This window comes from Xanthomonas sp. LMG 12459 (genome assembly GCF_009192905.1).
Taxonomy (GTDB): domain Bacteria; phylum Pseudomonadota; class Gammaproteobacteria; order Xanthomonadales; family Xanthomonadaceae; genus Xanthomonas_A; species Xanthomonas_A sontii.
This window is the reverse complement of record NZ_NSGT01000043.1, coordinates 1-22,996: the sequence shown is the minus strand read 5'-3', so window position 1 is coordinate 22,996 and position 22,996 is coordinate 1. Positions and strand designations below refer to the sequence as shown.

At 68.9% G+C, this 22,996-nt stretch carries 20 protein-coding genes, 1 tRNA gene and 1 pseudogene; 11 read left to right on the top strand and 11 right to left on the bottom strand.

Annotation, left to right across the window (positions count from 1 at the left end):
* Positions 1-12 precede the first annotated feature (12 nt).
* Positions 13-642 carry a dephospho-CoA kinase gene (coaE, locus tag CEK65_RS11370; RefSeq protein WP_152181791.1) on the top strand — a complete coding sequence of 210 codons (630 nt, stop codon included), beginning with the start codon at positions 13-15 and terminating at the stop codon, positions 640-642.
* 109 nt (positions 643-751) lie between these two features.
* Here coaE and CEK65_RS11365 read toward each other — a convergent pair whose 3' ends face one another.
* From CEK65_RS11365 to rimK, 4 genes are all read right to left on the bottom strand, one after another.
* Complete coding sequence (locus CEK65_RS11365) at positions 752-2,086, bottom strand: HAMP domain-containing sensor histidine kinase (protein WP_048490330.1); 1,335 nt, start codon at positions 2,084-2,086, stop codon at positions 752-754.
* Positions 2,079-2,756, bottom strand: coding sequence for a response regulator transcription factor (locus CEK65_RS11360; protein WP_010340533.1), 678 nt, complete (start codon positions 2,754-2,756; stop codon positions 2,079-2,081). Before CEK65_RS11360 ends, CEK65_RS11365 begins: the two co-directional genes overlap by 8 nt.
* A 183-nt stretch (positions 2,757-2,939) precedes the next feature.
* Positions 2,940-3,122 (bottom strand): hypothetical protein, encoded by a 183-nt coding sequence (locus CEK65_RS11355; RefSeq protein ID WP_148828479.1) that lies wholly within the window; start codon positions 3,120-3,122, stop codon positions 2,940-2,942.
* A 298-nt stretch (positions 3,123-3,420) separates the two neighbouring features.
* Positions 3,421-4,314: a 30S ribosomal protein S6--L-glutamate ligase gene (rimK, locus tag CEK65_RS11350; protein WP_152181801.1), complete on the bottom strand. Its 894-nt coding sequence runs from the start codon at positions 4,312-4,314 to the stop codon at positions 3,421-3,423.
* A 275-nt stretch (positions 4,315-4,589) separates the two neighbouring features.
* Here rimK and CEK65_RS11345 point away from each other — a divergent pair, with 275 nt between their 5' ends.
* Positions 4,590-6,899, top strand: coding sequence for a TonB-dependent receptor (locus tag CEK65_RS11345; RefSeq protein ID WP_026143299.1), 2,310 nt, complete (start codon positions 4,590-4,592; stop codon positions 6,897-6,899).
* A gap of 409 nt (positions 6,900-7,308) precedes the next feature.
* On the opposite strand, the gene CEK65_RS11340 is transcribed toward CEK65_RS11345, so the two are convergent.
* The 3 genes from CEK65_RS11340 to CEK65_RS11330 form a co-directional block, all read right to left on the bottom strand.
* Entirely contained in the window at positions 7,309-9,333 is a 2,025-nt protein-coding gene (locus tag CEK65_RS11340) for a phospholipase C, phosphocholine-specific (protein ID WP_255424529.1), read from the bottom strand.
* Between the two features lie 314 nt (positions 9,334-9,647).
* Positions 9,648-9,721: transfer RNA gene (locus tag CEK65_RS11335), tRNA-Gly, on the bottom strand.
* A gap of 262 nt (positions 9,722-9,983) precedes the next feature.
* On the bottom strand, positions 9,984-11,804 hold the full coding sequence (locus CEK65_RS11330; RefSeq protein ID WP_017911948.1) for an autotransporter domain-containing esterase: 1,821 nt from the start codon (positions 11,802-11,804) through the stop codon (positions 9,984-9,986).
* Between the two features lie 172 nt (positions 11,805-11,976).
* On the opposite strand from CEK65_RS11330, the gene thiS reads away from it, so the two are divergent.
* From thiS to CEK65_RS11310, 4 genes are all read left to right on the top strand, one after another.
* Positions 11,977-12,177, top strand: coding sequence for a sulfur carrier protein ThiS (gene thiS / locus CEK65_RS11325; RefSeq protein WP_152181789.1), 201 nt, complete (start codon positions 11,977-11,979; stop codon positions 12,175-12,177).
* Positions 12,178-12,241: 64 nt separating this feature from the next.
* Positions 12,242-13,036 carry a thiazole synthase gene (locus tag CEK65_RS11320; RefSeq protein ID WP_152181788.1) on the top strand — a complete coding sequence of 265 codons (795 nt, stop codon included), beginning with the start codon at positions 12,242-12,244 and terminating at the stop codon, positions 13,034-13,036.
* Positions 13,037-13,046: 10 nt separating this feature from the next.
* Positions 13,047-13,832: a tRNA (guanosine(46)-N7)-methyltransferase TrmB gene (gene trmB / locus CEK65_RS11315; RefSeq protein ID WP_152181787.1), complete on the top strand. Its 786-nt coding sequence runs from the start codon at positions 13,047-13,049 to the stop codon at positions 13,830-13,832.
* A 66-nt stretch (positions 13,833-13,898) separates the two neighbouring features.
* Positions 13,899-15,767 (top strand): SLC13 family permease, encoded by a 1,869-nt coding sequence (locus CEK65_RS11310; RefSeq protein WP_010341810.1) that lies wholly within the window; start codon positions 13,899-13,901, stop codon positions 15,765-15,767.
* A gap of 31 nt (positions 15,768-15,798) precedes the next feature.
* Here the strand turns inward: CEK65_RS11310 and CEK65_RS11305 are convergent, their stop codons facing one another.
* A complete protein-coding gene (locus tag CEK65_RS11305; protein WP_152181786.1) occupies positions 15,799-16,137 on the bottom strand; it encodes a Rieske (2Fe-2S) protein in 339 nt (112 codons plus the stop codon).
* Positions 16,138-16,339: 202 nt separating this feature from the next.
* Between CEK65_RS11305 and CEK65_RS11300 the strand changes: the two genes are divergently transcribed.
* The 5 genes from CEK65_RS11300 (at position 16,340) to CEK65_RS11280 (ending at position 20,594) form a co-directional block, all read left to right on the top strand.
* Entirely contained in the window at positions 16,340-16,612 is a 273-nt protein-coding gene (locus CEK65_RS11300; RefSeq protein WP_010341808.1) for a hypothetical protein, read from the top strand.
* Between the two features lie 118 nt (positions 16,613-16,730).
* A complete protein-coding gene (locus CEK65_RS11295; protein WP_017914737.1) occupies positions 16,731-17,438 on the top strand; it encodes a fumarylacetoacetate hydrolase family protein in 708 nt (235 codons plus the stop codon).
* A 109-nt stretch (positions 17,439-17,547) separates the two neighbouring features.
* A complete protein-coding gene (gene mscL, locus CEK65_RS11290; protein ID WP_019802352.1) occupies positions 17,548-17,967 on the top strand; it encodes a large-conductance mechanosensitive channel protein MscL in 420 nt (139 codons plus the stop codon).
* Positions 17,968-18,063: 96 nt separating this feature from the next.
* Positions 18,064-19,479, top strand: coding sequence for a M28 family peptidase (locus tag CEK65_RS11285; RefSeq protein WP_152181785.1), 1,416 nt, complete (start codon positions 18,064-18,066; stop codon positions 19,477-19,479).
* Between the two features lie 62 nt (positions 19,480-19,541).
* Positions 19,542-20,594, top strand: coding sequence for a LacI family DNA-binding transcriptional regulator (locus tag CEK65_RS11280; protein ID WP_152181784.1), 1,053 nt, complete (start codon positions 19,542-19,544; stop codon positions 20,592-20,594).
* Between the two features lie 6 nt (positions 20,595-20,600).
* On the opposite strand, the gene CEK65_RS21300 is transcribed toward CEK65_RS11280, so the two are convergent.
* The 3 genes and pseudogenes from CEK65_RS21300 to CEK65_RS11270 form a co-directional block, all read right to left on the bottom strand.
* A complete protein-coding gene (locus CEK65_RS21300; RefSeq protein WP_152181783.1) occupies positions 20,601-21,674 on the bottom strand; it encodes a cytochrome P450 in 1,074 nt (357 codons plus the stop codon).
* Between the two features lie 88 nt (positions 21,675-21,762).
* Positions 21,763-21,852: a tryptorubin family RiPP precursor gene (locus CEK65_RS21185; protein WP_017911958.1), complete on the bottom strand. Its 90-nt coding sequence runs from the start codon at positions 21,850-21,852 to the stop codon at positions 21,763-21,765.
* A 197-nt stretch (positions 21,853-22,049) separates the two neighbouring features.
* A pseudogene (locus CEK65_RS11270) lies at positions 22,050-22,793 on the bottom strand (TrmH family RNA methyltransferase); the annotation flags it as partial.
* Positions 22,794-22,996 lie beyond the last annotated feature (203 nt).

Sequence of the window (22,996 nt, the reverse complement as noted above, 5' to 3'; positions counted from 1 at the left end):
GGAGCCCGAGGCTTGACTGATTTCGTCGTCGGCTTGACCGGAGGCGTGGCCTCCGGCAAGAGCGAACTGAGCCGCCGCTTCGAGGCCAAGGGCATCGTCGTCGCCGATGCCGACCTCGCCGCGCGTGCGGTGGTCGCGCCCGGCCACCCGGCCCTGGCACAGATCGTGGCCCGGTTCGGGCCGCAGATCCTGCAGAACGATGGGCAACTCGACCGCGCCGCCTTGCGCCAGCGGATCTTCGAGGACGCAACGGCACGTCGCGACCTGGAAGCGATCACCCATCCGGCCATTCGCCGGTTGCTGCAGGAACAGTGCCGCGCGGCTGCCGGACCATACGCGATCGCCGCCATCCCGTTGTTGACCGAGGTCGGTGCGCGCACCCGCTACCCCTGGCTCGACCGGATCCTGGTGATCGACGCTCCCGAGGCGCTGCAACACGCCCGCCTGATGCAACGCGACGGCATCACCGCCGACCTGGCGCAGCGCATGCTGGCGGCCCAGGCCACCCGCGCAGAGCGCCTGGCCATTGCCGACGACGTGGTGGTCAACGACGGCGCCGCAACGGCACTGCAGGAAGCGGTGGAGAAGCTGGACGAGCAGTACCGTGCACTGGCTGCGGCCAAGGCGTCAGCGTCTTTGTAGGTAGGCGCCCTTGTTCCCGCTGGGATCAGCCGCGATCATCTTCACCGGGGGAATGCCCGGTCGCGGCTGAAGCCGCTCCTAAGCGATGGAGGAAGCGTCCTCGTCAGCCTCAGGCCGGCTTGAACCACAGTGTCGCCACCACGCCCTTGGTGGCGCCCGGACGCACGTTGACCTGCCAACCATAGAGATCGCAGAGGCGACTGACGATCGATAGGCCGATGCCGCCGCCCTGCGAATGGCCGGCGTGGGTGCCGCGGTAGCCGCGCTGGAACAGCTTGGCCGCGTCCTCCTCGCTCAGACCCGGGCCGGAATCGATCACCTGCACCGCGTCGCTCAGCACGCGCACCACCACCTGGCCTTCCTGGGTGTACTTGACGGCATTGCCGATCAGATTGCCCAGCGCCACCGACAGCGCCGCTTCCGGCGCATCGATGGTCAGGTTGCGCTCGCCTTCCAGCAGCAACTGCAGCGGCTTGCCGCCCAGTTGCGCGCGATGCGACTCGATCAACTGCTCGGCCACCTTGGCGACGTTGCTGTGTCCCTGCCCGCGCTCGTTGCGCGACAGCAGCAGCAGCGACCCGATCAAGTCGCTGCACTGCTGTTCGGCGCGCTGGATGCGCTGCAGGCGCTGCAGCACTTTCTCGTCGAGATTGGGCCGGGTCAGCAACAGCTCGGTGGCGCCGCGGATCACCGCCAGCGGCGTGCGCAGTTCATGGCTGACGTCGGCATTGAACTCGCGGTCGCGCTGCACCACTTCGGTCAGGCGCGCCGAATAGTCGTCCAGCGCCTCCGCCAGCTGGCCGACCTCGTCGTCGGGGAAGTGCGGCGCCAGCGGCTTGGGGTCGCTGCTGCCGCGATAGGCGCGCAAGCGTGCGGCCAGGTCCGACACCGGCCGCATCACCCGCGACGCCGACCACCAGCCGATCACCAGCGACAACGCGCTGAACACCAGCACCGACAGGATCAGGGTGCGCTTGAGCTGCACCTCGCCCTGCATGGTCTGGGTCATGTCGTAGGCGAGGAAGAACCAGACGTTCGGGGTCTTGCGCACCGCCACCTTGTAGGAGAACGGCTTGCCGGTTTCGTCGCGACCGGACACGTTGTGGATGCCGTCGGAGAAGTTGTACCACTCCGGCTGCTCTCGCCGCAGCGCCTCGAAGCGGTCGCTCTTGACCACCCGGCCGACCATCTGCTGCACCGGCAGATCCGGGTTCTTCGACGGATCGGAGAAGAACCGGTGCGAGTATTCGTCGATGTTGCGGTTCAGCACCACCTCGACCAGCTGGTTCTCCACGCGTGCCCGCGCCCAGTTGGTGGCGAACGCGAACAGCGCGGTCAGGCCGAAGCCCAACAGCACGAACGAGAGGATAATGCGGCTGCGGAGGCGGCGGCGGTAGCGTCCGCGCCGCCGCACCACACGCGGCAACGCAGGCGTTTCAGGCATCGGGTGCGGCGATGCGGTAGCCGATGCCGTGGCGGGTCTGGATCATCGGCACGTCGAACGGTTTGTCCACCACCGCGCGCAGGCCATGGATATGCACGCGCAGGGAATCGGAATCGGGCAGTTCCTCGCCCCACACGCGGGTTTCCAGTTCCTGCCGGGTCACCACCGCCGGCGCGGCTTCCATCAGCGCCTGCAGGATCTTCAGCGCGGTGGGATTGAGCTGCAGCAGCTTGCCCTGGCGACGCACTTCCAGCGTATCCAGGTTGTATTCCAGATCGCCGGTCTCCAGCACCCGGGTGTGCACGCCCTTGCCGCGGCGCGACAGCGCGTTGAGCCGCACTTCCACTTCCTGCAGCGCGAACGGCTTGATCAGGTAGTCGTCGGCGCCGGAATCGAAGCCGGCGAGCTTGTTGTCCAGCGAATCGCGCGCCGTGAGCATCAGCACCGGCGTCTGCTTGCGCGCTTCGTTGCGCAGCTTGCGGCAGACCTCGATGCCGTCCATGCCGGGCAGGTTGAGATCGAGCACGATCGCATCGAACTCGTGCACCACCGCCAGGTGCAGACCGGTGACGCCATCGGCGGCGAAATCGACGGTATGACCGCGATCCTCGAGGTAGTCGCCGAGATTGGCAGCGATGTCGCTGTTGTCTTCGATCACTAGAATTCGCACCAACATGTACCCCGTCAGTCGTACTACGTATCAGTAGAGTGCGCCGCGGATGCCGCGCCTCCTCGTCGTCCACGGCGGCACGCCGCCATGGTATTTGCAATGCGTTCCGATGGATGCCCAGGCGAACTTTCGCCCTCGCGATCCACCTGACGATTCGCTGCCTTGGACAGCGCGTCGCCGCTATCAGTTCTCGCTCCAGCCGATCCGCTCGCGAGCTACGGCGCTCGCAAACGGCGCGGCCTGCCATTCGTTCTTCGGCAACGCCTGCGCCAAGCCAGGCTCGCCTGCTTCTTGAACACGTTCACCCGAGTCAGATCGCTGCCGAATTGTACTGAGTTGCCGTGCGAACACTTTCTTCACGTTCATGGGCGCCTCACCTTGGCGCCGTGACCGATCCGGGCTCCTGCATTCCGCAGTTCCCCATTGCGTCGCAATGTAGCTGCCGCGCAAACATGCCCGCAAGCGCGACCCCGGCGTCGGCCGGGGTCTGCGATCGCCAACAAATCGCCCAAGAAAAAGACCCAGGCAGCGGAGCTGCCTGGGCCGAAAGTTTTTCTATCCCGATTACCGTTCCTGCTGAGGAGGGCAGAGCTGCGGTCCGGAGAAGCTTACGCAGGGCGGAATTAAACCGGTGTTAAGCCAGAACGAACGGCCAGTAATGCGACTAAGCCCCTGATTTCTTTCGTTTCAGGCAAGCTTCGAGGTGCTCGATGACCTTACCGGCGATATCCAGCCCGCAGACCGTCTCGATGCCTTCCAGGCCCGGCGTGGAGTTGACCTCCAACACCAGCGGCCCGCGCTTGGAGCGAATCAGATCGACGCCGGCCACGCCCAGGCCCAACGCCTTGGCCGAGCGTACCGCGACCTCCTGCTCGCCACGGCTGGCTGCGGTCTTCTCGGCGGTGCCGCCCAGATGCAGGTTGGAGCGGAAGTCGCCCTCCGGCGCGGTGCGGCGCATCGCCGCCACCACCTGGTTGCCGACCACGAAGCAGCGCAGGTCGGCGCCCTCGGCCTCGCCGATGAACTCCTGCACCAGGAAATTGGCATACAGCCCGCGCAACGCCTCGACCACGCCGCGCGAGGCGCTGGCCTTCTCGGTCAGGATCACCCCGGCGCCCTGGGTGCCCTCGTTCAACTTCACCACGTGCGGCGGCGGGCCGAGCATGGACAGCAGATCGCCGGTGTCGTCCGGGTTGTCGCCGAACACGGTCATCGGCATGTCGATGCCCTTGGCCGCCAGCAGTTGGTGCGCGCGCAGCTTGTCGCGGGCGCGCAGGATCGCGTCGGACGGGTTGGGCGTGCAGACGCCCATCATCTCCAGTTGCCGCAGCACCGCGGTGCCGTAGCGGGTCACCGAATTGCCGATGCGCGGGATCACCGCGTCGTAGCCGGTGATCGGCTTGCCCTTGTAATGCATGGTGAAAGCGCCGGCGGCGATGCGCATGTAGCAGCGCAGCGGGTCTAGCACGCGCACCGTGTGCCCGCGTTCGCGGCCGGCCTCGACCAGGCGCCGGGTCGAGTACAGCTTGGTATTGCGGGACAGGATGGCGAGCTTCATCGAAGGCGGCGGCGGTGGCAGGCCCGGCATCATACGTCGCGCCACCGGCGCCGCGATGCCGCGCGCCGCCACCGCCCGCGCGGCAAGGCCGGGATCGGCGGTGATCGCCATCACCCACGTTCCGCGTGCTGTCCCACAGCCGACATCGGACCGCCCCGAAACGTTCACAAAACCGTTGCATCGTGGCGGGCGGGCCGCGTACCGGCCCGGTGCCGGCTGCCCGCGCCCCGCGCGGCAGGACCGGAACGTCTCCCCCTCTTGATTGGTGACTTTCGATGACCCCCACTTCCAGATCCTTGCGCCCGCACGCGCTGGTGCTCGCCATCGTGTCCGCCCTGCCGGCCTTCGCCGCGCTGGCCGAGACCGCGCCGGCCGCCGCCACCGCAACCGCCGATGCGGCGGCCAGCGCGAGCGGCAACGATGCCACCATGCTCGACGCGATCACTGTCGTGTCCAGCGGCACCACCCGCCAGGTGCAGCGCATCACCCGTGAGGACATCGGAATCGCCGCCCCCGGCACCAGCGCGCTGAAGGTGCTGGACAAGCTGCCCGGCGTGCAGTTCCAGTCGGCCGACCCGTTCGGCGCCTACGAATGGTCCACCGCGATCAGCCTGCACGGGTTCGACCAGAGCCGCCTCGGCTTCACCCTGGACGGCGTGCCGCTGGGCAACATGAGCTACGGCGTCACCGATGGCCTGCAGGTGACCCGCGCGATCATTTCCGAGAACGTGGCCTCGGTGGAACTGGCGCAGGGCGCCGGCGGCCTGGGCACGCCGTCGAGCAGCAACCTCGGCGGCACCGTGCGCTACTACTCCGCCGATCCGGATGCCGACGCCGGCTTCCGCTTCAGCCAGACCCTCGGCTCCGACAGCACCCGCCGCACCTACCTGCGCGGCGACACCGGCGACATCCACGGCTTCTCGCTGTACACCTCGCTGGTGCACGGCGAAATGGACAAGTGGAAGGGCTACGGCAACAACGAGTACAACCAGGCCAACGCCAAGGCGCTGTACCAGTGGGGCGATGGCAACCGGGTCAGCCTGTACCTGGACAGCTCGCACCGCAAGGAATACGACATCATGGACCTGTCTCTGACCTCGCAGCGGGTCCTCGGCTGGGATTGGGACTACCTGATGCCGGACTGGAACAGCGCGGTGCAGATCGCCAACGCGCTCAACGGCAAGGGCAGCTACCCGGCCAGCCTCAACGGCCTGCCGGCCGACTACGACAAGGCCGACGCGTCCTACTACTCCGGCGCCGGCCTGCGCCGCGACAACCTGGCCGCGCTCAGCGGCACGTTCAACCTCGGTGGCAGCGCCACGCTGAACCTGACCGGCTACTACCACGACAACAACGGCGAAGGCCAGTGGACCACGCCGTACGTCGCGTCCTCGCCCAGCGTGCCGCTCTCGATGCGCACCACCGACTACCGCCTCAACCGCCATGGCGTCACCGGCTCGCTGAACTTCACCGTGGCCGGCAACGAGATCGAGATCGGCGGCTGGTACCAGAACGCCAAGACCGTGCAGGAGCGCAACTACTTCCTGCTCGACGGCCCGTTCACCGACCTGTACTACTTCAACAAGAACGGCACCCTGTTCGCGCGCGGCTTCGCCCAGCACTACGATACCGACACGACCATGGTCTACGCGCAGGACACGCTGCGCCTGATGGACGAGCGCCTGACCCTGAACTTCGGCGCCAAGAAGCTGATCGTCGACACCACCGCGCAGTCGCAGGTGCCGTCCGCGTCCAATGCCGCCGGCGAGATCAAGGCCGACTCGGACCTGCTGCCGCAGGTCGGCATCAACTACAAGATTGACGATCACCAGGAGGTCTACGCCTCCTACAACAAGAACATGGCCGGCTTCGGCTTCACCCCGTTCCAGGAATCGCAGGCCGCGTTCAATGCGATCAAGGGCTCGCTGGAGCCGGAGACCGCGCAGACCTACGAACTGGGTTACCGCGTGCGCGGCGCCGGCGTGGAAGCGTCGCTGGCCCTGTACCACACCACCTTCGACGACCGCCTGCTGGTGACCTCGCCGTGCAGCGCGATCCAGACCTGCTCGGCCACGCTCAACAACGTCGGTTCGGTGCGTAGCCAGGGTGCCGACCTGGCGGTGATCTGGCGTCCGATCGAACAGCTGCGCTGGCTGAACTCGCTGTCCTATGACGACTCGACCTACCAGGACGACTACCTCAACGGCGGCGTGGTGGCGACCTCCGGCAAGCGCGTGGTCGGCATCCCCGAGTGGATGTTCTCCAGCAGCCTGGCCTACGAAAACGCCGGCTGGCACGCCTCGCTGGACGGCAAGTACACCGGCCGCCGCTACATCAGCTACCTCAACGACTCGTCGGTGCCCAGCTACTGGCGCTTCGACCTCAGCGCCGGCTACGACTTCGGCCAGGTCGGCATGTTCCAGAACCTGGGCCTGAGCGCGAACGTCACCAACCTGTTCGACAAGCGCTACTTCGCCACCGTCGGCACCAACGGCTACGTCGTCTCCGACCCCAACGGCTACAACCAGACGCTGATGGCCGGTGCGCCGCGCCAGTTCTTCGTCACCTTCAGCGGCAAGTTCTGAGCCGACGCGACACTGTCAGGGAAGGCATCACGCGCCGCCGCTGCTCTTGCAGCGGCGGCGTTTGCGTTTTGGGAGCGAGGCGAACTTGCAGGGCACGGGGATGGCCATGCAGCATTGGCCGTCGTTTCAGAATCGCATGCGCTCGAAAGGATCGCGACTGAATCTGCCGCCAGCGCCGGCGCATCGCCGGGCGTCATGCGCACCCGCTGGCAGCGACGTCGAAGGCCGTCCCCATCCTTGTGGGAGGGACTTCAGTCCCGACTGCAACAGGGTCAAAGCGCCAATGGCCTCGCTTAGTGAACCCGGATCACAGTGACTTCTACAGCGGCCACATTACCTATAGGTCCTGCTCCGGCAACATCCGTGCTCAGCCAGAAACTGGCCACGCATCAGAGCGCCAGTGCAGCCACTACGCGTCGACCGCGCGGCCGATCGCCGGATCGCTCATGCTCGGCCGGCCGGTCTCGATGTGCCCGGCCAGGCGCCGCCGCCACTGCGGCAAAGTCGCGCTGTCGATGGTCAGGTCATACCAGTGGTGCTGCGCCTGCAGCGGCAGACGCAGGACGGTGCGATCACCGGCAGCCAGCGTGATCGCCTGCTCGCCACCATCGCCGCGATACCCGTCGCGCACGCGCAACGCGCAGGGCTGCTCACCGGCATTGACCAGCGTCAGCAGCAAGCATTGCGCGGCAACATCGTAGTCGGCCTCGGCCTGCAGACCGGCATCGCCGATCCCGTCGCCATGGAACTCGCGCAGGAAACCGTTGGGGCCATGCACGCGCAGCGCGTAGCCGGCATCGGCGGCAGCGCCGCGCCAGGGGCGCGCATCCTGCAGCTCGCTGCCGGCGGCCAGCGTGTAGAACCAGGGCCCGGCCACACCCTCGTCGGCATAGGCATTGAGCGCAACGCCGGCCGCGCCGCGGTTGCGCATGCGCAACACGCGCGCGTCCGCCTGCACCTGCAGCCGCACATCGAAATCGTAGGGCAGCGCGCGCGCCGGGCGCTGCCCGGGCTCCTGCACCGGCAGCGCCTGCTGGGCAGGGCGCTGTGGCGGCGGCAGCGTCGCGGTGGCATCGATGCGGGCGATGTAATCGCGGGTGTCCGGCAAGGCCACCGGCGCCGGATCGTGGCCGACGAAGTCCAGCGTGGAGGTCAGATCGCCGGCAACCGCGCGGCGCCAGGGATTGATGTTCGGCTCCATCACGCCGAAACGCTGCTCCAGGAAGCGCAGCACCGAGGTGTGGTCGAACACCTGCGAGTTCACCCAGCCGCCGCGGCTCCACGGCGACACCACCAGCATCGGCACCCGCGGCCCCAGCCCGACCGGCACGCCATGGTAGTCCTCGCCATGCAGGTCCACGTTGCTGGCGCCCAGCTCCGGCCGGATCGCCGGCAACGCCGGCGGCACGTGGTCGAAGAAGCCGTCGTTCTCGTCGTAGTTGATCAGGAACACCGTCTTCGACCAGACCTCCGGCGAAGCGGCCAGCACCTCCAGCAGCCGCGCGCTCAAGGATTCGCCATAGGCCGGGGTGGCCTCGGGGTGCTCGCTGAGCAGGTACGGCGCGACGATCCACGACACCTGCGGCAGCGTGCCGGCGCGCACGTCTCGCTCGAACGCGGCCACCAGGTGTTCGCCGCGCGAGGCCTTGGCGTTGTCGGCGGTGGAGCCAGGCACGATGGCGCGGCCCCGGCGGTACAACGGCGACGCGCGGTCCAGCTTGCGAAAGTTGGCGAAGTACGGATGGCTGTTGTCGCCGTAGTTATCGAACTCCTGATAGACCTGCCAACTGATGCCAGCCTGCTGCAGGCGCTCGGAGTAGGTGCTCCAGGTATAGCCGGGAAAGCGCGGATTGTCGCGCGCCATATCCGCGGTCCAGTTGCCGTCGTCGCGGTTGTTCACCGCCTGCTCGCCGTCGTTGCCGACGCTCAGGCCGCTGGTGCCGGTGAACATGTACATGCGGTTGGGATTTGTCGGACCGAACAGCGAGGCGTGGTAGCCGTCGCAAAGGGTGAAGGCGTCGGCCAGCGCGTAGTAGAACGGCAGGTCCTCGCGCTGGAAGTGGCCCATGCTCATCGCGCTCTTCTGCGCGATCCAGGCATCGTGGTGCTTCCAGGTCTCGTGCGAGCCCTTCCAGTCGTGGTTGAGATCCTTCATCCACTGCGCGCTGCTGGTCTGGCTGTTGAGCCGGAACGGCAATACGTAGCGGTCGCTGCCCTTGCGCTCGGGCTGATACCAGACCGGCTTGCCGCTCGGCAGCCGCAGCGGCCGCGGATCGCCATAGCCGCGCACCCCGCGCAGGCAGCCGAAGTAATGATCGAAGGAGCGGTTCTCCTGCATCAGGATCACCACATGCTGCACGTCCTGCAGTGTGCCGGTGACCCGCGCCGGCGGCACCGCCAGCGCACTGCGGATGACGCCCGGCAACAGCGGCATGGCCGCACCGGCCCCGATGGCCATGGACGTACGGGTGAGAAAACGACGACGGCTGTGATCGACCACGAGAAGCAACACCGGCAACGAGCTAACGCTCAGGCGTTTGCCAGCCTAGCGCTGGTCGATGAAGCGGGTTTGACAGCGACTTCCTCGCTGCGACAGACGCAGTCCGACACAGGGCCTTCGAACAGGGCTGCGCAGCAGGACGCGACCACATCGACAATGTGTCGAGGCGCAGCCAGAAAAGGAGTAGAAATTGCGGAGCGGCCCCGGTGTTGCGGAGCGGTGCAGAGCACGAAAGCGCTTGCAACAGCTGGAGCGGGCGATGGGAATCGAACCCACGTCAGTAGCTTGGGAAGCTACAGCTCTACCATTGAGCTACGCCCGCGTTGCCGGTGCAGTCTATGCGCTGGGCCGGGGGTTGCGCAAGAAATCGGCGCAATGCGGCTGCAGCGCGCGGGCGATCCCGGCACTCCCAGCAGCGCGCCCTGGAAATGCAGAAGGGCTTCAGTCCCGACGGCTCGAGATCAGAGGCGTCGGGGCTGAAGCCCCTCCCACAACTGGCATCCAATGCCGTTGGTTTACGCCACCCCATCTGCCCCACCCTGCCCGGCACACAGCCGGGCAAGGCAGGCAACGTCGGGCAGTGCTTAGAAGCTGCCGCCGAAGTTCACGAACAGCGAGGTGTCGTGCGCGCGCGACTGGCCGGTGGTGGTGGCGAGGCCGACGTTGCTCTCGAAGCCCCACAGCTTGGTCCGCGCGCCCAGCACCACCGACGCGTAGTTGCGGTCGAAGTTGATGCCCGGCACCGCGTACTCGCCCAGGTCGGACATGGTCTGCAGGTACGCGGTGGCTTCCTGGTTCTTCTTGAACTCGTGGTCGTAGGTGGCCTGCAGGTACGGCTTCACCGTGCCGGCATCGATGCTGGCCTTCCAGCCGATGCGGCCCACCATCGACTCGACGTCGCGGTCGCTGTAGCCCAGCGCGCTGGAGTTCGGGTTGCTCTCGGTGTAGCCGTCGAGCTTGACCTTCTGCCAGATCGCCGCGGCCACCGGGCCGTGCTTGAAGCTGCCTTCACCGAACTCGTAGCCGCCCTGCAGCGCCGCGGTCAGGTTGCTGCCGTCCGGCGAGCCCTTGTGCTCGATGGTGGCTGGGCCGAGGTTGACCTTGCGGGTGACGTCGTAGCTCAGCCAGGTGTAGCTGACCTGGGCGTTGACCCAGGCATGCTCCCCGTACCAGCCGGCAAAGCCGCCGAGGGTGCTGTCGTCCTGGGTGTAGTCGCCGCCGCGGTTGCCGAAGTCGGCATCGGTGCGACCGAAGCCGCCGAAGCCGCCGAACACCCACTCGCCACGCGACCAGTCCACGCCGAACAGACCGGCCGGGGCCATGCCGTCGTACAGGTCGCCGTGCTGGTAGCGCTGCATGTCGCCACGCAGGTTGCCCCACCAGCGCACGCCATCCGCTTCCGGGCGGCCATCGACGTGCCAGGCGACCTGGTCGGCGCGCGAGCGGCCAACCATCTGCGCCGAGTGCGTCAGGATCTGCTGGGTACGCGGGCCCTCCAGGATCGACAGCGCGTACTGCGCCAGCAGTTCGTGGGTGCGGCCGGTCGGGTGCACGCCGTCGGCGAACACGTAGGTGTCGGCGGCATCGGCGCTCACGTAGCTGGTCGGGTTGCAGGTCAGCGACTGCGCAGTGATCTGCGGTTGGCAGGCGGTGCCGGTGACGTTGGTGAAGCCGTAGGCGCCCGGGTTGGCCACCACTTCCTGCAGCAGGTGGAAGGTATCGACCGGGATCACCCGCAGCCCGGCGCTCTTGAGGCCGGAGAACAGCGCGGTGTTGTAGGCGGTGGCCAGCGCGGTGCCCTGTGCCATCGCCGCGGCGCCACCGGCGCGGAAGCGCGGGGTGATGCCGACGTCCGGCAGGTTGTTGACCATGACATAGCGCGCACCGGCGTTCTGCAGGCTGGCAACGATGCCCACTTCGGCGGTCACGGCATTGCCGATGGTGGCCTGCACCGGCGCACCGCCGGCGATGGCGAACAGATCGTTGGCACCGCCCCACACCGAATACAGCGCGTTCGGGTCGGCCTTGCCGCCGTTGGCGGCCAGGTAGTTGCTGGCCTGGGTGGCCAGCGACGGCGCCACGCCCAGCGCGCTCGGGTTGGCCACGCCGACACGGGCATTGCCGGCGGCATAGTCGTCGCCGATCTGGCCGTTGCCGTTGGCGGCGGCGTTGGTGCCGTAGTACTCGGCCACGTACTGCGCCCAGACGAAGTCGGGGTTGGTGGTGAACTGGCCGGTCACCGCACGCACCGAGGCCGGCAGCAGCGGACGGTAGTAGCCCGCGTCGGTCAGGCTGTCGCCGAAGAACACGGTGCGGCTGTAGGTGGACTGCGCGAACGCAGGCGCGGCGGCGAGCACGATCGCGGCGGCGAGCAGCGAACGGAGCGGACGGATGGACGAAGTCATGGAAGCCCTCCCGGGCAGAAATGGAACACGAGAAATGCAGCGAAACGGGGGAGCGGCCGCACCATACGTAGCCGCATGGCCGACATCATTCCACCTCTGCCGGACACGCTCACGTTGCACTGCCGCAAGATTGCGACTCGCACGCCCACGGCGCGCATTGCACAATGATGGCATGAACATCGAATTGAACGGCAGACAATGCACGCTGGCGCCGGCCACCACCGTGGCCGCGCTGCTGCAGGCCGAAGGGCTGGGCCAGCGGCGCGTGGCGGTCGAGGTCAACGGCCAGATCGTGCCGCGCGGCGCACATGCCGAGCACGAACTGCACGCCGGCGACCGGGTCGAGATCGTGCACGCGCTGGGCGGCGGCTGAATCTCACCGCCGTGCGCAGGTGCGCGGGCTCGGCAGGGCCGGTGCGATGGGCGATAATCCGCCGATGAACGCTCCCGCCCCCCACGATGCGCTGGTGATCGCCGGCAAACCCTACCGTTCGCGCCTGCTCACCGGCACCGGCAAGTTCGCCGATCTCGAACAGACCCGCCTGGCCACCGAGGCCGCCGCTGCGCAGATCGTCACCGTGGCGATCCGCCGCAGCAACATCGGCCAGAACCCGGGCGAGCCCAACCTGCTCGACGTGCTGCCGCCGGAGCAGTACACCATCCTGCCCAACACCGCCGGCTGCTACACCGCCGAGGACGCGGTGCGCACCTGCCGGCTGGCGCGCGAACTGCTCGACGGCCACAACCTGACCAAGCTGGAAGTGCTGGGCGACCAGCGCACCCTGTTCCCGGACGTGGTGCAGACCCTCAAGGCCGCGGAAATCCTGGTCGCCGACGGCTTCGAGGTGATGGTCTATACCAGCGACGACCCGATCCTGGCCAAGCGCCTGGAAGAGATCGGCTGCGTGGCGGTGATGCCGCTGGCCGCGCCGATCGGCTCCGGCCTGGGCGTCCAGAACCGCTACAACCTGCTGGAGATCATCGACAACGCCAAGGTGCCGATCATCGTCGACGCCGGCGTCGGCACCGCCTCGGACGCGGCGATCGCGATGGAGCTCGGCTGCGACGGCGTGCTGATGAACACCGCCATCGCTGGCGCGCGCAACCCCGTGCTGATGGCCAGCGCCATGCGCAAGGCGGTAGAGGCCGGTCGCGAGGCGTTCCTGGCCGGGCGCATCCCGCGCAAGCGCTACGCCAGCGCCTCCTCGCCGATCGACGGACTGATCGGGTGAGGTCGCAGGCATGACCGATCCGTTCTCCAGCGCCGGCGCCAAGACCCCGCCGAAACCCTTCACCGTCGAGGAAGGCCATCGCCAGGTGCGCAGCTTCGTGCTGCGCCAGGGCCGCTTCACGCCGGCCCAGCAGCGCGCGTTCGACGCGCTGTGGCCGCGCTTCGGCCTGGACTACAGCGGCCAGCCACGCGATCTGGACGCCACCTTCGGCCGCACCGCGCCCAAGGTGCTGGAGATCGGCTTCGGCAACGGCGCCGCGCTGCGCCATGCCGCGCAGCACGACCCCAGCCGCGACTACATCGGCATCGAGGTGCATGCGCCCGGCGTGGGCCGCCTGCTCAACGCCCTGGCCGAGGACGGCGCCGATCACGTGCGCCTGTACCACCACGATGCGGTGGAGGTGCTGCAGCACGAGATCGCCGACGGCAGCCTGGACGAAGTGCGCATCTACTTCCCCGACCCCTGGCACAAGAAGCGCCACAACAAGCGGCGCCTGCTGCAGCCGGCCTTCGCCGCGCTGCTGGTGCGCAAGCTGCGCACCGGCGGCCGCCTGCACTGCGCCACCGACTGGGCCGACTACGCCGAACAGATGTGGGACGTACTCGACGCCACCCCCGGCCTGGTCAACCGCGCCGGCCCGCGCGGCCACGTCCCGCGCCCGGACTGGCGCCCGCAGACCCACTTCGAGACCCGTGGCCAGAACCTGGGGCATGGGGTGTGGGATTTGCTGTACGACCGGGAATCGGGAACGGGGAATGGGGAATCGGAAGAGCCCTCGTCTGCCGCCCCCCGCTAGCGACGACCTGCGACGACCGGCCGCTTCTGCCATTCTCCATTCCCGATTCCCCATTCCCGGCCTCGCATGGATACCGCGCTGACGCTGACCACCGATATGAAGCTCGTGCTCGGGCTGGTCGGCTTCACCATGGCGATGTTCGTGTTCGAGCGGATCCGTGCCGACGTGGTGGCGCTGGTGGTGCTGGTGGTGCTCGGGGTGACCGGCCTGATCGCGCCGGAGGAGCTGTTCAGCGGCTTCTCCGGTAACGCGGTGATGAGCATCATCGCCACCACCATCCTCGGCGCCGGGCTGGAGCGCACGGGTGCGCTGAACCGGCTGGCGTCGTGGCTGCTGCGCCGCGCACGCGGGGTGGAGGAGCGGCTGATGCTGCTGACCACCGCCATCGCCGGGCTCAACTCCTCGTTCATGCAGAACCCCTCGGTGATGGCGCTGTACCTGCCGGTGGCCTCGCGCCTGGCCGGACGCACCGGGCTGACCCTGCAGCGGCTGCTGCTGCCGATCGCCGCGGCCATCGTGATGGGCGGCGCGCTGACCATGGTCGGCAACTCGCCGCTGATCCTGCTCAACGACCTGCTGCAGTCGGCCAACAACAACCTGCCCTCGGGCATGGCCACCATCGAGCCGCTGCGCATGTTCGCGCCGCTGCCGATCGGCGTGGCGCTGCTGGCGGCTTCGCTGATCTATTTCCGCGTGCGCGGCGACAAGGCGCTGGCCGAAGAAGAGCGGCTGATCAACGACGGCGTCACCCCGGCGCGCACCGAGAGCTACTTCGCCCGCACCTACGGCATCGAAGGCGATGTGTTCGAGCTGATCGTCAGCGCCGACAGTCCGCTGGTCGGCATGACCCTGGGCGAGGCCGAGACCGTGCACAACGCACCGCTGCTGCTCGCCCTGAAGACCGGCAACGACACCCGCCTGGCGCCGCCGGCGGACATGCGCATCTGGGTCGGCAGCGTGCTCGGGGTGATGGGCGCGCGCCAGCAGGTCGCCGACTTCGCGCAGAACCAGTTCCTGCGCCTGTCCTCGCGCCTGCGCAACCTCGGCGATCTGTTCAACCCCAGCCGCGCCGGCATCTCCGAGGCGGTGATCCCGCCGACCTCGCGCTTCATCGGCAAGAGCGCGGCAGAACTGCGCCTGCGCAAGCAGGCCGGGATCAGCCTGCTGGCGATCAACCGCGACAAGCAGGTGATCCGCGAGGACGTGCGCAAGGTGCCGCTGCGCGCCGGCGACATGCTGGTGTTCCACAGCATCTGGCAGGACCTGGCGCAGGCCTCGGAAAGCCGCGACTTCGTGGTGGTCACCGACTACCCCAAGGGCGAGCACCGCCCGCACAAGTTCAAGATCGCGATGACGATCTTCGCCCTGACCATCCTGATCGCGCTGACTTCCAGGCTGCCGGTGGCGCTGACCCTGATGACCGGCGTGGCCGGCATGCTGCTCACCGGCGTGCTGCGCATGGACGAGGCCTACGCGGCGATCAACTGGAAAACCGTGTTCCTGATGGCCGGGCTGATCCCGCTGGGCTGGGCGATGGACAGCAGCGGCGCGGCGGCCTGGGTCGCCGGGCATACCATTGCGCGACTACCCGAGGGCATGCCGGTGTGGGCGCTGGAGATCGCCCTGGGCCTGCTGACCACCGCGTTCTCGCTGGTGATCAGCCATGTCGGCGCGACCATCGTGATGGTGCCGATCGCGGTCAACCTGGCGCTGGCGGCCGGCGGCAATCCCACCGCGTTCGCACTGATCGTGGCGCTGTCGGCGTCCAACAACCTGATGACCGCGTCCAATCCGGTGATCTCGATGATCACCGGCCCGGCCAACTACCAGCCGCGCGAACTGTGGCGCGTCGGCGGCCCGCTGTCGCTGGTCTACACCCTGGTGGTGGTGCTGATGGTCAACCTGATGTCGATGGGCTGGTGGCACGCGCTGTAGCGTGGGTCGTCGCAAGCACCTGCGCTGCGCGCTAAACCAGCACCACCTGCCCGTCGCGCACGTCCACCGGCACCGCATGCAGGCTCTGGCCGCGGCAGGGGCCGGACACGCACTCGCCGCCCTGCAGTTCGAACGCGGCGCCATGCGCGGCGCACACCACGTGGCCCTCGCGGCTCTTCAGGAACTGGCCCGGCGCCCAGTCCAGGCGGCGCCCGGCATGCGGGCACACGTTCAACCACGCACGCACACGGTCGCCCTCGCGGTACAGCAGCAGCGATTCGGGCTCGCCGCCGATTAGCGCCTCGGCCTCGGCCAGCTCGCCGGAAACCAGGTCGTGCAGCGGCGCCAGCACGGCAGATGATTCGGTCATGGAACGCAGCGCGGGCAGCAAGGGGTGGTCATTCTGGCATGGGCGATCGGCAGCCGTGACGCCGCACGCCCTTCACCCGGCGAGCACATGCAAGCCCCTGACCGCAAAGTGTTAATTTTTCGCTTAACGAAGTTTTCACTCCGTCACATAAAACAGCGCCGATACTGCGCCCCTTCGGTTCAAACTGAAACAGAGTTCTGCCATGCGTGCTCGCCTCTTCAATTTCGACCAATTCCGGCACCTGTTCGCGCCGCGCAAACCGCGCCATCCGCTGGTGAAGCTGGCCGTGGGCCTGCTCGGCCTGGCGATCCTGGCCGGGCTGGTGTTCGTCAGCGTGTTCGTGGGCGCGGCGATGATCCTGGGTGGCATCGCCATGAAGCTGCTGAGCCAGCGCGGCAAGCGCCCGGCCACCGCGCGCCGCCATGTGGTCGATGGCGAGTACCGGGTGGTGCGCAAGCCGGCCTTGCCGCTTTAAAGCTGGGAATGGGGAATCGGGATTGGGGAATCGCGAGAGCGACATCCGCCTCCCTGTTGGAATCGGGTTGAACCCGACCCGCTAAACTGCCGCATCCCCTCTCGTTGGATGCATGCTCATGAAAGATCTGTTCGCCGCTGCCGAGGCTCCGCGCGTTCCCGTGCGTGGGCAGGGCCTGTTTCCGGTGCATCGCATCTACTGCGTGGGTCGCAACTTCGCCGACCACGCGCGTGAAATGGGCGCCAGTGCGCCGGCCTCGAAGGCCGAGCGCGGCCAGCCGACCTTCTTCATGAAACCGGCCGATGCGCTGGTGATCGGCGACGAGGCCGTCCCCTACCCGTCCGCGACCCAGGACCTGCACCACGAGGTGGAACTGGTGGTGGCATTGGGCCAGGACGCGCCCGCCGGCGTGCTGCCGGTGGACGGCGCCGAGGCCCTGATCCTGGCCTACGGCGTGGGCCTGGACCTGACCCGTCGCGACCTGCAGGCCGCGGCCAAGGCCAAGGGCCTGCCGTGGGACATCGCCAAGGGCTTCGACGCCTCCGCGCCGATCAGCGAGCTGATCCCGGCTGGCGAGGTCGGGGCGCTGGAGGCCTTGAACCTCTCGCTGGAAGTCAACGGCGAGGTGCGCCAGCAGTCGCTGCTGGAGCAGATGATCTGGAACGTGCCGGAGATCCTGCACGAGCTGTCCAAGCTGTTCGCGTTGCGCGCCGGCGATCTGGTGTTCATGGGCACGCCGGCCGGCGTGGCCGCGCTGCGCCCGGGCGATCGCTTCAGCGCGCGCCTGGAGAACGTGGCCGAGCGGCACGGCCGCATCGTCGGCTAAGGGGCACGCCTGTCGCGCGACATACGCGCGCCTGTGATTCGACCACCACGGCGACTGCGCTAGGCTAGCGCCGCGGCGACAGGCCCGCACTGACAAGAGAGGAGTCCCGATGAGCATGATCCGCGAATTCAAGGAATTCGCCATGCGCGGCAACGTGCTGGACCTGGCGGTCGGCGTGGTGCTCGGCGCCGCGTTCGGCAAGATCGTCACCGCGCTGGTCGAGAAGATCATCATGCCGCCGATCGGATTGCTCGTGGGCGGCGTGGATTTTTCGCGCTGGGCATGGACGCTGAAGGCGGCGACGGTGGACGCGGCGGGCAAGCCGGTACCGGCCGTGGTGATCGGCATCGGCGATTTCCTCAACACCATCATCCAGTTCGTGATCGTGGCCTTCGCCATCTTCATGCTGGTCAAGGCGATCAACCGCATCGCCCGCAAGGAACCGCCGGCGCCGAAGGCCCCAACCGAGGAAGTGCTGCTGCTGCGCGAGATCCGCGATTCGCTCAAGCACGAGCCGCGCGCGGAGTAAGCGCGACGGCACACGTGGCTTCCGCCATGGAGGCCGCGTCGTGCACGGCGGTGAGGCACTGCTAAGCTCGCGGTTCCTGTGTCCGCGGAGTTTTCCATGCGTCGTCTTGCCGTCGTCATCGCTGCTGTGCTGAGTCTGTCCTCTCCTGCGGTTGCCGCCGAGGCCACGCGCATCCCGGAGGCGGCACTCCGCGACGCGGCGACCTTGCGCGAGCGGGCACTGGCCGACGACACCGGCTGGAAGGTGGTCGAGTCGCTGACCACCGAGATCGGCCCGCGGATGGCGGGCAGCGAGGCCGACGCACGCGCGGTGGCCTGGGCCACGGCGACATTCAAGGCGCTGGGCTTCGACAAGGTGTGGACCGAGCCGGTGACGTTCCCGAAATGGGAGCGGCGCAGCGAACACGCGCAGGTGCTCGGCGCGCATGCGCAACCGCTCACCGTCACCGCGCTGGGCGGCAGCCCCGGCGGCACGGTCGAGGCCGAGGTGGTGCGCTTCGCCGACCTGGCCGCATTGCAGGCGGCGCCGGCCGATGCGCTGCGCGGCAAGATCGCCTTCGTCGATTACCAGATGCTGCGCACCCGCGATGGCAAGGACTACGGCAACGGCGGCGCGGTGCGCAGCAAGGGGCCGTCGGAAGCGATCCGCAAGGGCGCGATCGGTTTCGTGATGCGCTCGGCCGGCACCGATTCGCACCGCGTGCCGCATACCGGCATCACCCGCTTCGACGAAGGACTGACGCCGGTGCCGGCGGCGGCGCTGTCGGTGCCCGATGCCGACCAGCTGGCGCGCCTGCTCGCGCGCGGCCCGGTGCGCCTGCGCCTGGCGCTGGACTGCGGCTGGGACGGCACCGCGACTTCCTACAACGTGATCGGGCAGATCACCGGGCGCACGCTGCCGAACGAGGTGGTGCTGATCGGCGGGCACCTGGATTCCTGGGACCTGGGCACCGGCGCGATCGACGACGGCGCCGGCGTGGCGATCAGCATGGCTGCCGGGCATCTGCTCGGCCAGCTCAAGCAGGCGCCCAAGCGCAGCATCCGCGTGGTCGCCTTCGCCAACGAGGAGCAGGGTCTGTACGGCGGCAAGGCCTATGCGCAGGCGCATGCCAAGGACGTGGCGCGGCACCAGATCGCCGCCGAGAGCGACTTCGGCGCCGGCCGCATCTATGCCTTCAACACCGGCTCCGGCGATGCCGCCGGCTCGCGCGCGGCGACCCGGCAGATCGCCGAGGCGCTGGCACCGCTCGGCATCGCCTATGCGCCGGACGCCGGCGGCCCCGGCCCGGACGTCGGGCCGCTCGCCGCCAAGGGCGGTGCCTGGGCCTGGCTGGCGCAGGACGGCAGCGATTACTTCGATCTGCATCACACCGCCGACGACACCCTGGACAAGATCGACCCGAAGGCGCTGGCGCAGAACGTCGCCGCGTATGCGGTGTTCGCATATCTGGCGGCGCAGGCCGACGGCGGTTTCGGCAGCCAGGCCAAGACAGTGGAACCGCCCAGGGAGTAAAGTAAACCGGACCTGCGCAGGACGCGCGCAGGGGCTTCCCCTCCGCAGCAGCGCCAGGACCTTTGATGGGCATACGGCAACGTCGCGCGGGCTCAGCGGTGACGTTGCTGGATGTAGCCCGCCATGCGGGCGTGTCGCCGATGACTGCTTCGCGCGTGATCAATCGCCACCCGCGCGTGAGCGCTACCATGCGCGAGCGCGTCGAAGCGTCGATCAAGGCGCTCGGCTACCGCCCCAACCTCGCCGGCCGCTCGCTGCGCACCGCAGGACTGGCGCGCATCGGCGTTCTCTACAGCAATCCCAGCGCGGCCTACCTCAACCAGTTCATGCTCGGCATGCTCGAGCAGAGCAGCCTGGAAGGCTGCCAGGTGCTGGTGGAAAAAAGCGACGACAGCGCCAGCCAGCGCGCCGCCACCGAACGCCTGCTCCAGGCCGGTGCCGATGGCCTGATCCTGCCGCCGCCGCTGTGCGATGCGCGGCAGACCATCGCCGAACTGGATGCGCGCGGCATTCCGCTGGTGGCGGTCGCCACCGGCGCACCGATGCCCGGGGTCAGCTCGGTGCGCATCGACGACTACCAGGCGGCGTGCGCGCTCACCCGGCACCTGCTCGACCTGGGCCACCGCGACATCGGCTTCGTCAGCGGCGATCCCGGGCACACGCCCAGCGCGCTGCGCAGCCGCGCGTTCTTCGACACCATGGCCGGGGCCGGGCTGACGGTGGCGCCGGAGCGCGTGGCCGAAGGCCTGTTCACCTACCGCTCCGGCCTGCTCGCGGCCACTGCGTTGCTGCAGGTCGCCCCGCGTCCCAGCGCGATCCTGTGCAGCAACGACGACATGGCCGCGGCAGCGCTGGCGATCGCGCATGGACTGCGCCTGCGCGTGCCCGAGGATCTGTCGATCGCCGGTTTCGACGACACGCCGGTGGCCACCACGATCTGGCCGGAGCTGACCACCATCCACCAGCCGGTCGCGGCGATGGGCAGGGCCGCGGTGACGCTGCTGCTCGGCGAAATTCGCCAACGCCGCGACGGACTGCCCAGCCGCGGTACCCATCAGGTGCTCGACTACACCCTGGTCACGCGCGGGTCCACCGCGCCGCCCGCACCGCGCTGAGCGCCGTCACCGCGTGCGGCAGGCGACGCCTCGAGCGCGCGTGTGCCGGATCACGTCGACCTGGGCCACACCGAGCAGACCGGTCAACGGCACAGTGGCGCGACGCTGCTGCGGGTCCGCGACTAGGTCCTGACCGCGCAGCAGGTCCAGTAGCCGCTCCGCCAGCGGCATGACCATGTGCCGGCCCCAGCAGCGCTCGGAGGCATGGCCGAACGGCAGGTAGCCGGGCAACGCATCGGGATCCACGCCGTCCCAGCGCTCTGGCCGGAACGCCTCCGGCTCCTCCCACAGCGCCGGATCGCGATGGCTGAGCAAGGGCAGCACCAGCACGTCGTCGGCGGCGCCGATACGCGGATCCAGCGCACCGTACTCGGGCGAGGCATTGCGCAGGATGTTCCAGGACGGCGGCAGCAGGCGCAGGGTTTCGTAGAGGATGTTGCGGTTGCAGACGCGCGCGTCGAACGGCGACCCCAGCCACAGCGCGTTGGCGACCAGCGTGGAAATGGTGAAGCACACCGGCGCGGCGGTGCGCCGGTACAGGCCCATCGCATCGCGGCGCGCGCGGTAGCCATCGGCCGCGGACAACAGCGTGGCCAACGCCGAGGCCTCCGCGCCCGGCGCCAGCGGTGCGAGCGCGCCGGCGGCGATCACCGCCCAGGTCAGGCGCGGCGTGAGTTCCAGGGTGCGGTCCATCAGCAGGCGCAGCCGCCACGGGTCGCCGCCGAGCAGCAGGTCGCGCAGATAGACATGGCCGATGTGCGGCCATGGGCCGGACAGATCGAGCGTGGGCGGCGGCGGACGCTTCAGCGCCTCGCGCACGTCGCGGCCGATCGCCTGCATCAGTTTCGCCGCCTCGCTGCGCGCGATCGAGCGGCCGTGCAACGGCTTGAAGGTCGGCCGTTCGTGTTCGGTGGCGGGCCGGGCCGCGAGCAGGCGGTCGCTCAGCGCGGCGCCGGCGACACCGACCGTGTCGGCATCCAGGCGGAACGCGTCCTGCCCCACATGCGCGCGCAGCAACGCCTGCAGACGCGGCGCGAAGACCGTGGCGCGCGCATCGCGGTCGACCATGGTGGCGGACATCGCCAGTCTCCTGGAGGAACGACGCCCGGCGCAGTGCATCCGCCGGGCACCGGCCGCACGGCATGCCGCGCGGCATCGCGCACGGCGCTCAGTACCAGATGTACCAGGCGTACGACTTCAGCGGCTTCTTCGACGACAGCAGGTGCTTGATGGAGAACAGCAGCTTCATGAGCGACATCTCCGCAGGAGTGACGATGGCCCTTTCGGACGGGGGACTGCGCGGTTTCGCCGACGCCAGCGCGCGTGGCGCGATCGCATCGGCGAGGCGCGCCTGCACGCTACGCCGCCGGCGGGCCCCTCGCAAACCCGAAACCGGCCGGCGCGCACACTATTGCGTAGCCAAATGCAGCCGCATCTCAGCGCGTGACGCCGTGCTCAGCGCGCCGCACGCCCGTGCGGATGACGGCTGCGCCAGGTGCCCAGCAACACCGCGGTGGCGGCGGCGACGTTGAGGCTTTCCACCGCGCCGCTGCCGGGGATGGACAGGCGCAGATCGCAGGCCTGCGCGAAGTCGCGGTCCATCCCGTCGCTCTCGGCGCCCATCACGTAGACCAGGCGCTGCGGCAAGGCGGTGGCGAACAGATCGTCGCCGCCGTCCACCAGCGTCGCGGCGAGGGCGAAGCCCGCGCCGCGCAATTGCGCCTGCGCCTGCATCGTGGGCGGCAGCCGCACCAGCGGCACCGCCTCGGCGCCGCCCTCGGCCACGCGCGCGGCGGCACCGGACAGCGCCAGTGCGGCCTGCTCCGGCAACAGGATCGCGCCCACGCCGAAGTGCGCCGCCGAGCGCAGGATCGCGCCGAAATTGTGCGGATTGCCCACGCCATCCAGCCACAGCGCCAGCGCCGGACCCGGCGCCAGCGCCTGCAGCCAGTCGGCCAGGGCCAGCGGCGCGACGCGCAGCACGTCGGCGACCACGCCCTCGTGGTGGCTGCTGGCGGCGAGCTTGTGCAGATCGGCCTCGTCCACCACGCGGTAGCCGACCCGGTTGGCCACGCACCACTTCAGCAGCGGCTGCAATGCCGGGATCCGCGCCTCGCTCAGGTACAGCTTGCGGATCGCCTCCGGCCGCCGCGCGTACACCGCGCGCACCGCGTTGAGGCCGTAGAGGCGCAGTTCGTTGCGGTTGGTCGCCGCCGCACCCTCCCCCCCCCCCCCCCCCCCCCGGGGGGGGGGGGGGGTGGCCCCCCCGCGGGGGGGGGCCCCGGGCGGGGGCGTGGGGGGCCCGCCCCCGCCGCCGGCGCGCGGCCCCGGCCCGCCCGCCCCGGAGGCAAAGCGGGCAGCGCGCGGCGCCGACGACGAAGACAAACGGGCCGGCGCCCCGG

Bases quoted from the DNA above. Each gene is read 5' to 3' on its own strand.
- trmB (WP_152181787.1), top strand. From the start codon at position 13,047: ATGACCGATCCGTTCTCCAGCGCCGGCGCCAAGACCCCGCCGAAACCC.
- CEK65_RS11355 (WP_148828479.1), bottom strand. From the start codon at position 3,122: ATGAACGTGAAGAAAGTGTTCGCACGGCAACTCAGTACAATTCGGCAG.
- CEK65_RS11285 (WP_152181785.1), top strand. From the start codon at position 18,064: ATGCGTCGTCTTGCCGTCGTCATCGCTGCTGTGCTGAGTCTGTCCTCT.
- CEK65_RS11330 (WP_017911948.1), bottom strand. From the start codon at position 11,804: ATGACTTCGTCCATCCGTCCGCTCCGTTCGCTGCTCGCCGCCGCGATC.
- CEK65_RS11300 (WP_010341808.1), top strand. From the start codon at position 16,340: ATGCGTGCTCGCCTCTTCAATTTCGACCAATTCCGGCACCTGTTCGCG.
- CEK65_RS21185 (WP_017911958.1), bottom strand. From the start codon at position 21,852: ATGTCGCTCATGAAGCTGCTGTTCTCCATCAAGCACCTGCTGTCGTCG.
- mscL (WP_019802352.1), top strand. From the start codon at position 17,548: ATGAGCATGATCCGCGAATTCAAGGAATTCGCCATGCGCGGCAACGTG.
- CEK65_RS11365 (WP_048490330.1), bottom strand. From the start codon at position 2,086: ATGCCTGAAACGCCTGCGTTGCCGCGTGTGGTGCGGCGGCGCGGACGC.
- CEK65_RS11320 (WP_152181788.1), top strand. From the start codon at position 12,242: ATGAACGCTCCCGCCCCCCACGATGCGCTGGTGATCGCCGGCAAACCC.
- CEK65_RS11345 (WP_026143299.1), top strand. From the start codon at position 4,590: ATGACCCCCACTTCCAGATCCTTGCGCCCGCACGCGCTGGTGCTCGCC.
- rimK (WP_152181801.1), bottom strand. From the start codon at position 4,314: ATGAAGCTCGCCATCCTGTCCCGCAATACCAAGCTGTACTCGACCCGG.
- CEK65_RS11295 (WP_017914737.1), top strand. From the start codon at position 16,731: ATGAAAGATCTGTTCGCCGCTGCCGAGGCTCCGCGCGTTCCCGTGCGT.
- thiS (WP_152181789.1), top strand. From the start codon at position 11,977: ATGAACATCGAATTGAACGGCAGACAATGCACGCTGGCGCCGGCCACC.
- CEK65_RS21300 (WP_152181783.1), bottom strand. From the start codon at position 21,674: ATGTCCGCCACCATGGTCGACCGCGATGCGCGCGCCACGGTCTTCGCG.
- CEK65_RS11340 (WP_255424529.1), bottom strand. From the start codon at position 9,333: ATGCCGCTGTTGCCGGGCGTCATCCGCAGTGCGCTGGCGGTGCCGCCG.
- CEK65_RS11305 (WP_152181786.1), bottom strand. From the start codon at position 16,137: ATGACCGAATCATCTGCCGTGCTGGCGCCGCTGCACGACCTGGTTTCC.
- CEK65_RS11310 (WP_010341810.1), top strand. From the start codon at position 13,899: ATGGATACCGCGCTGACGCTGACCACCGATATGAAGCTCGTGCTCGGG.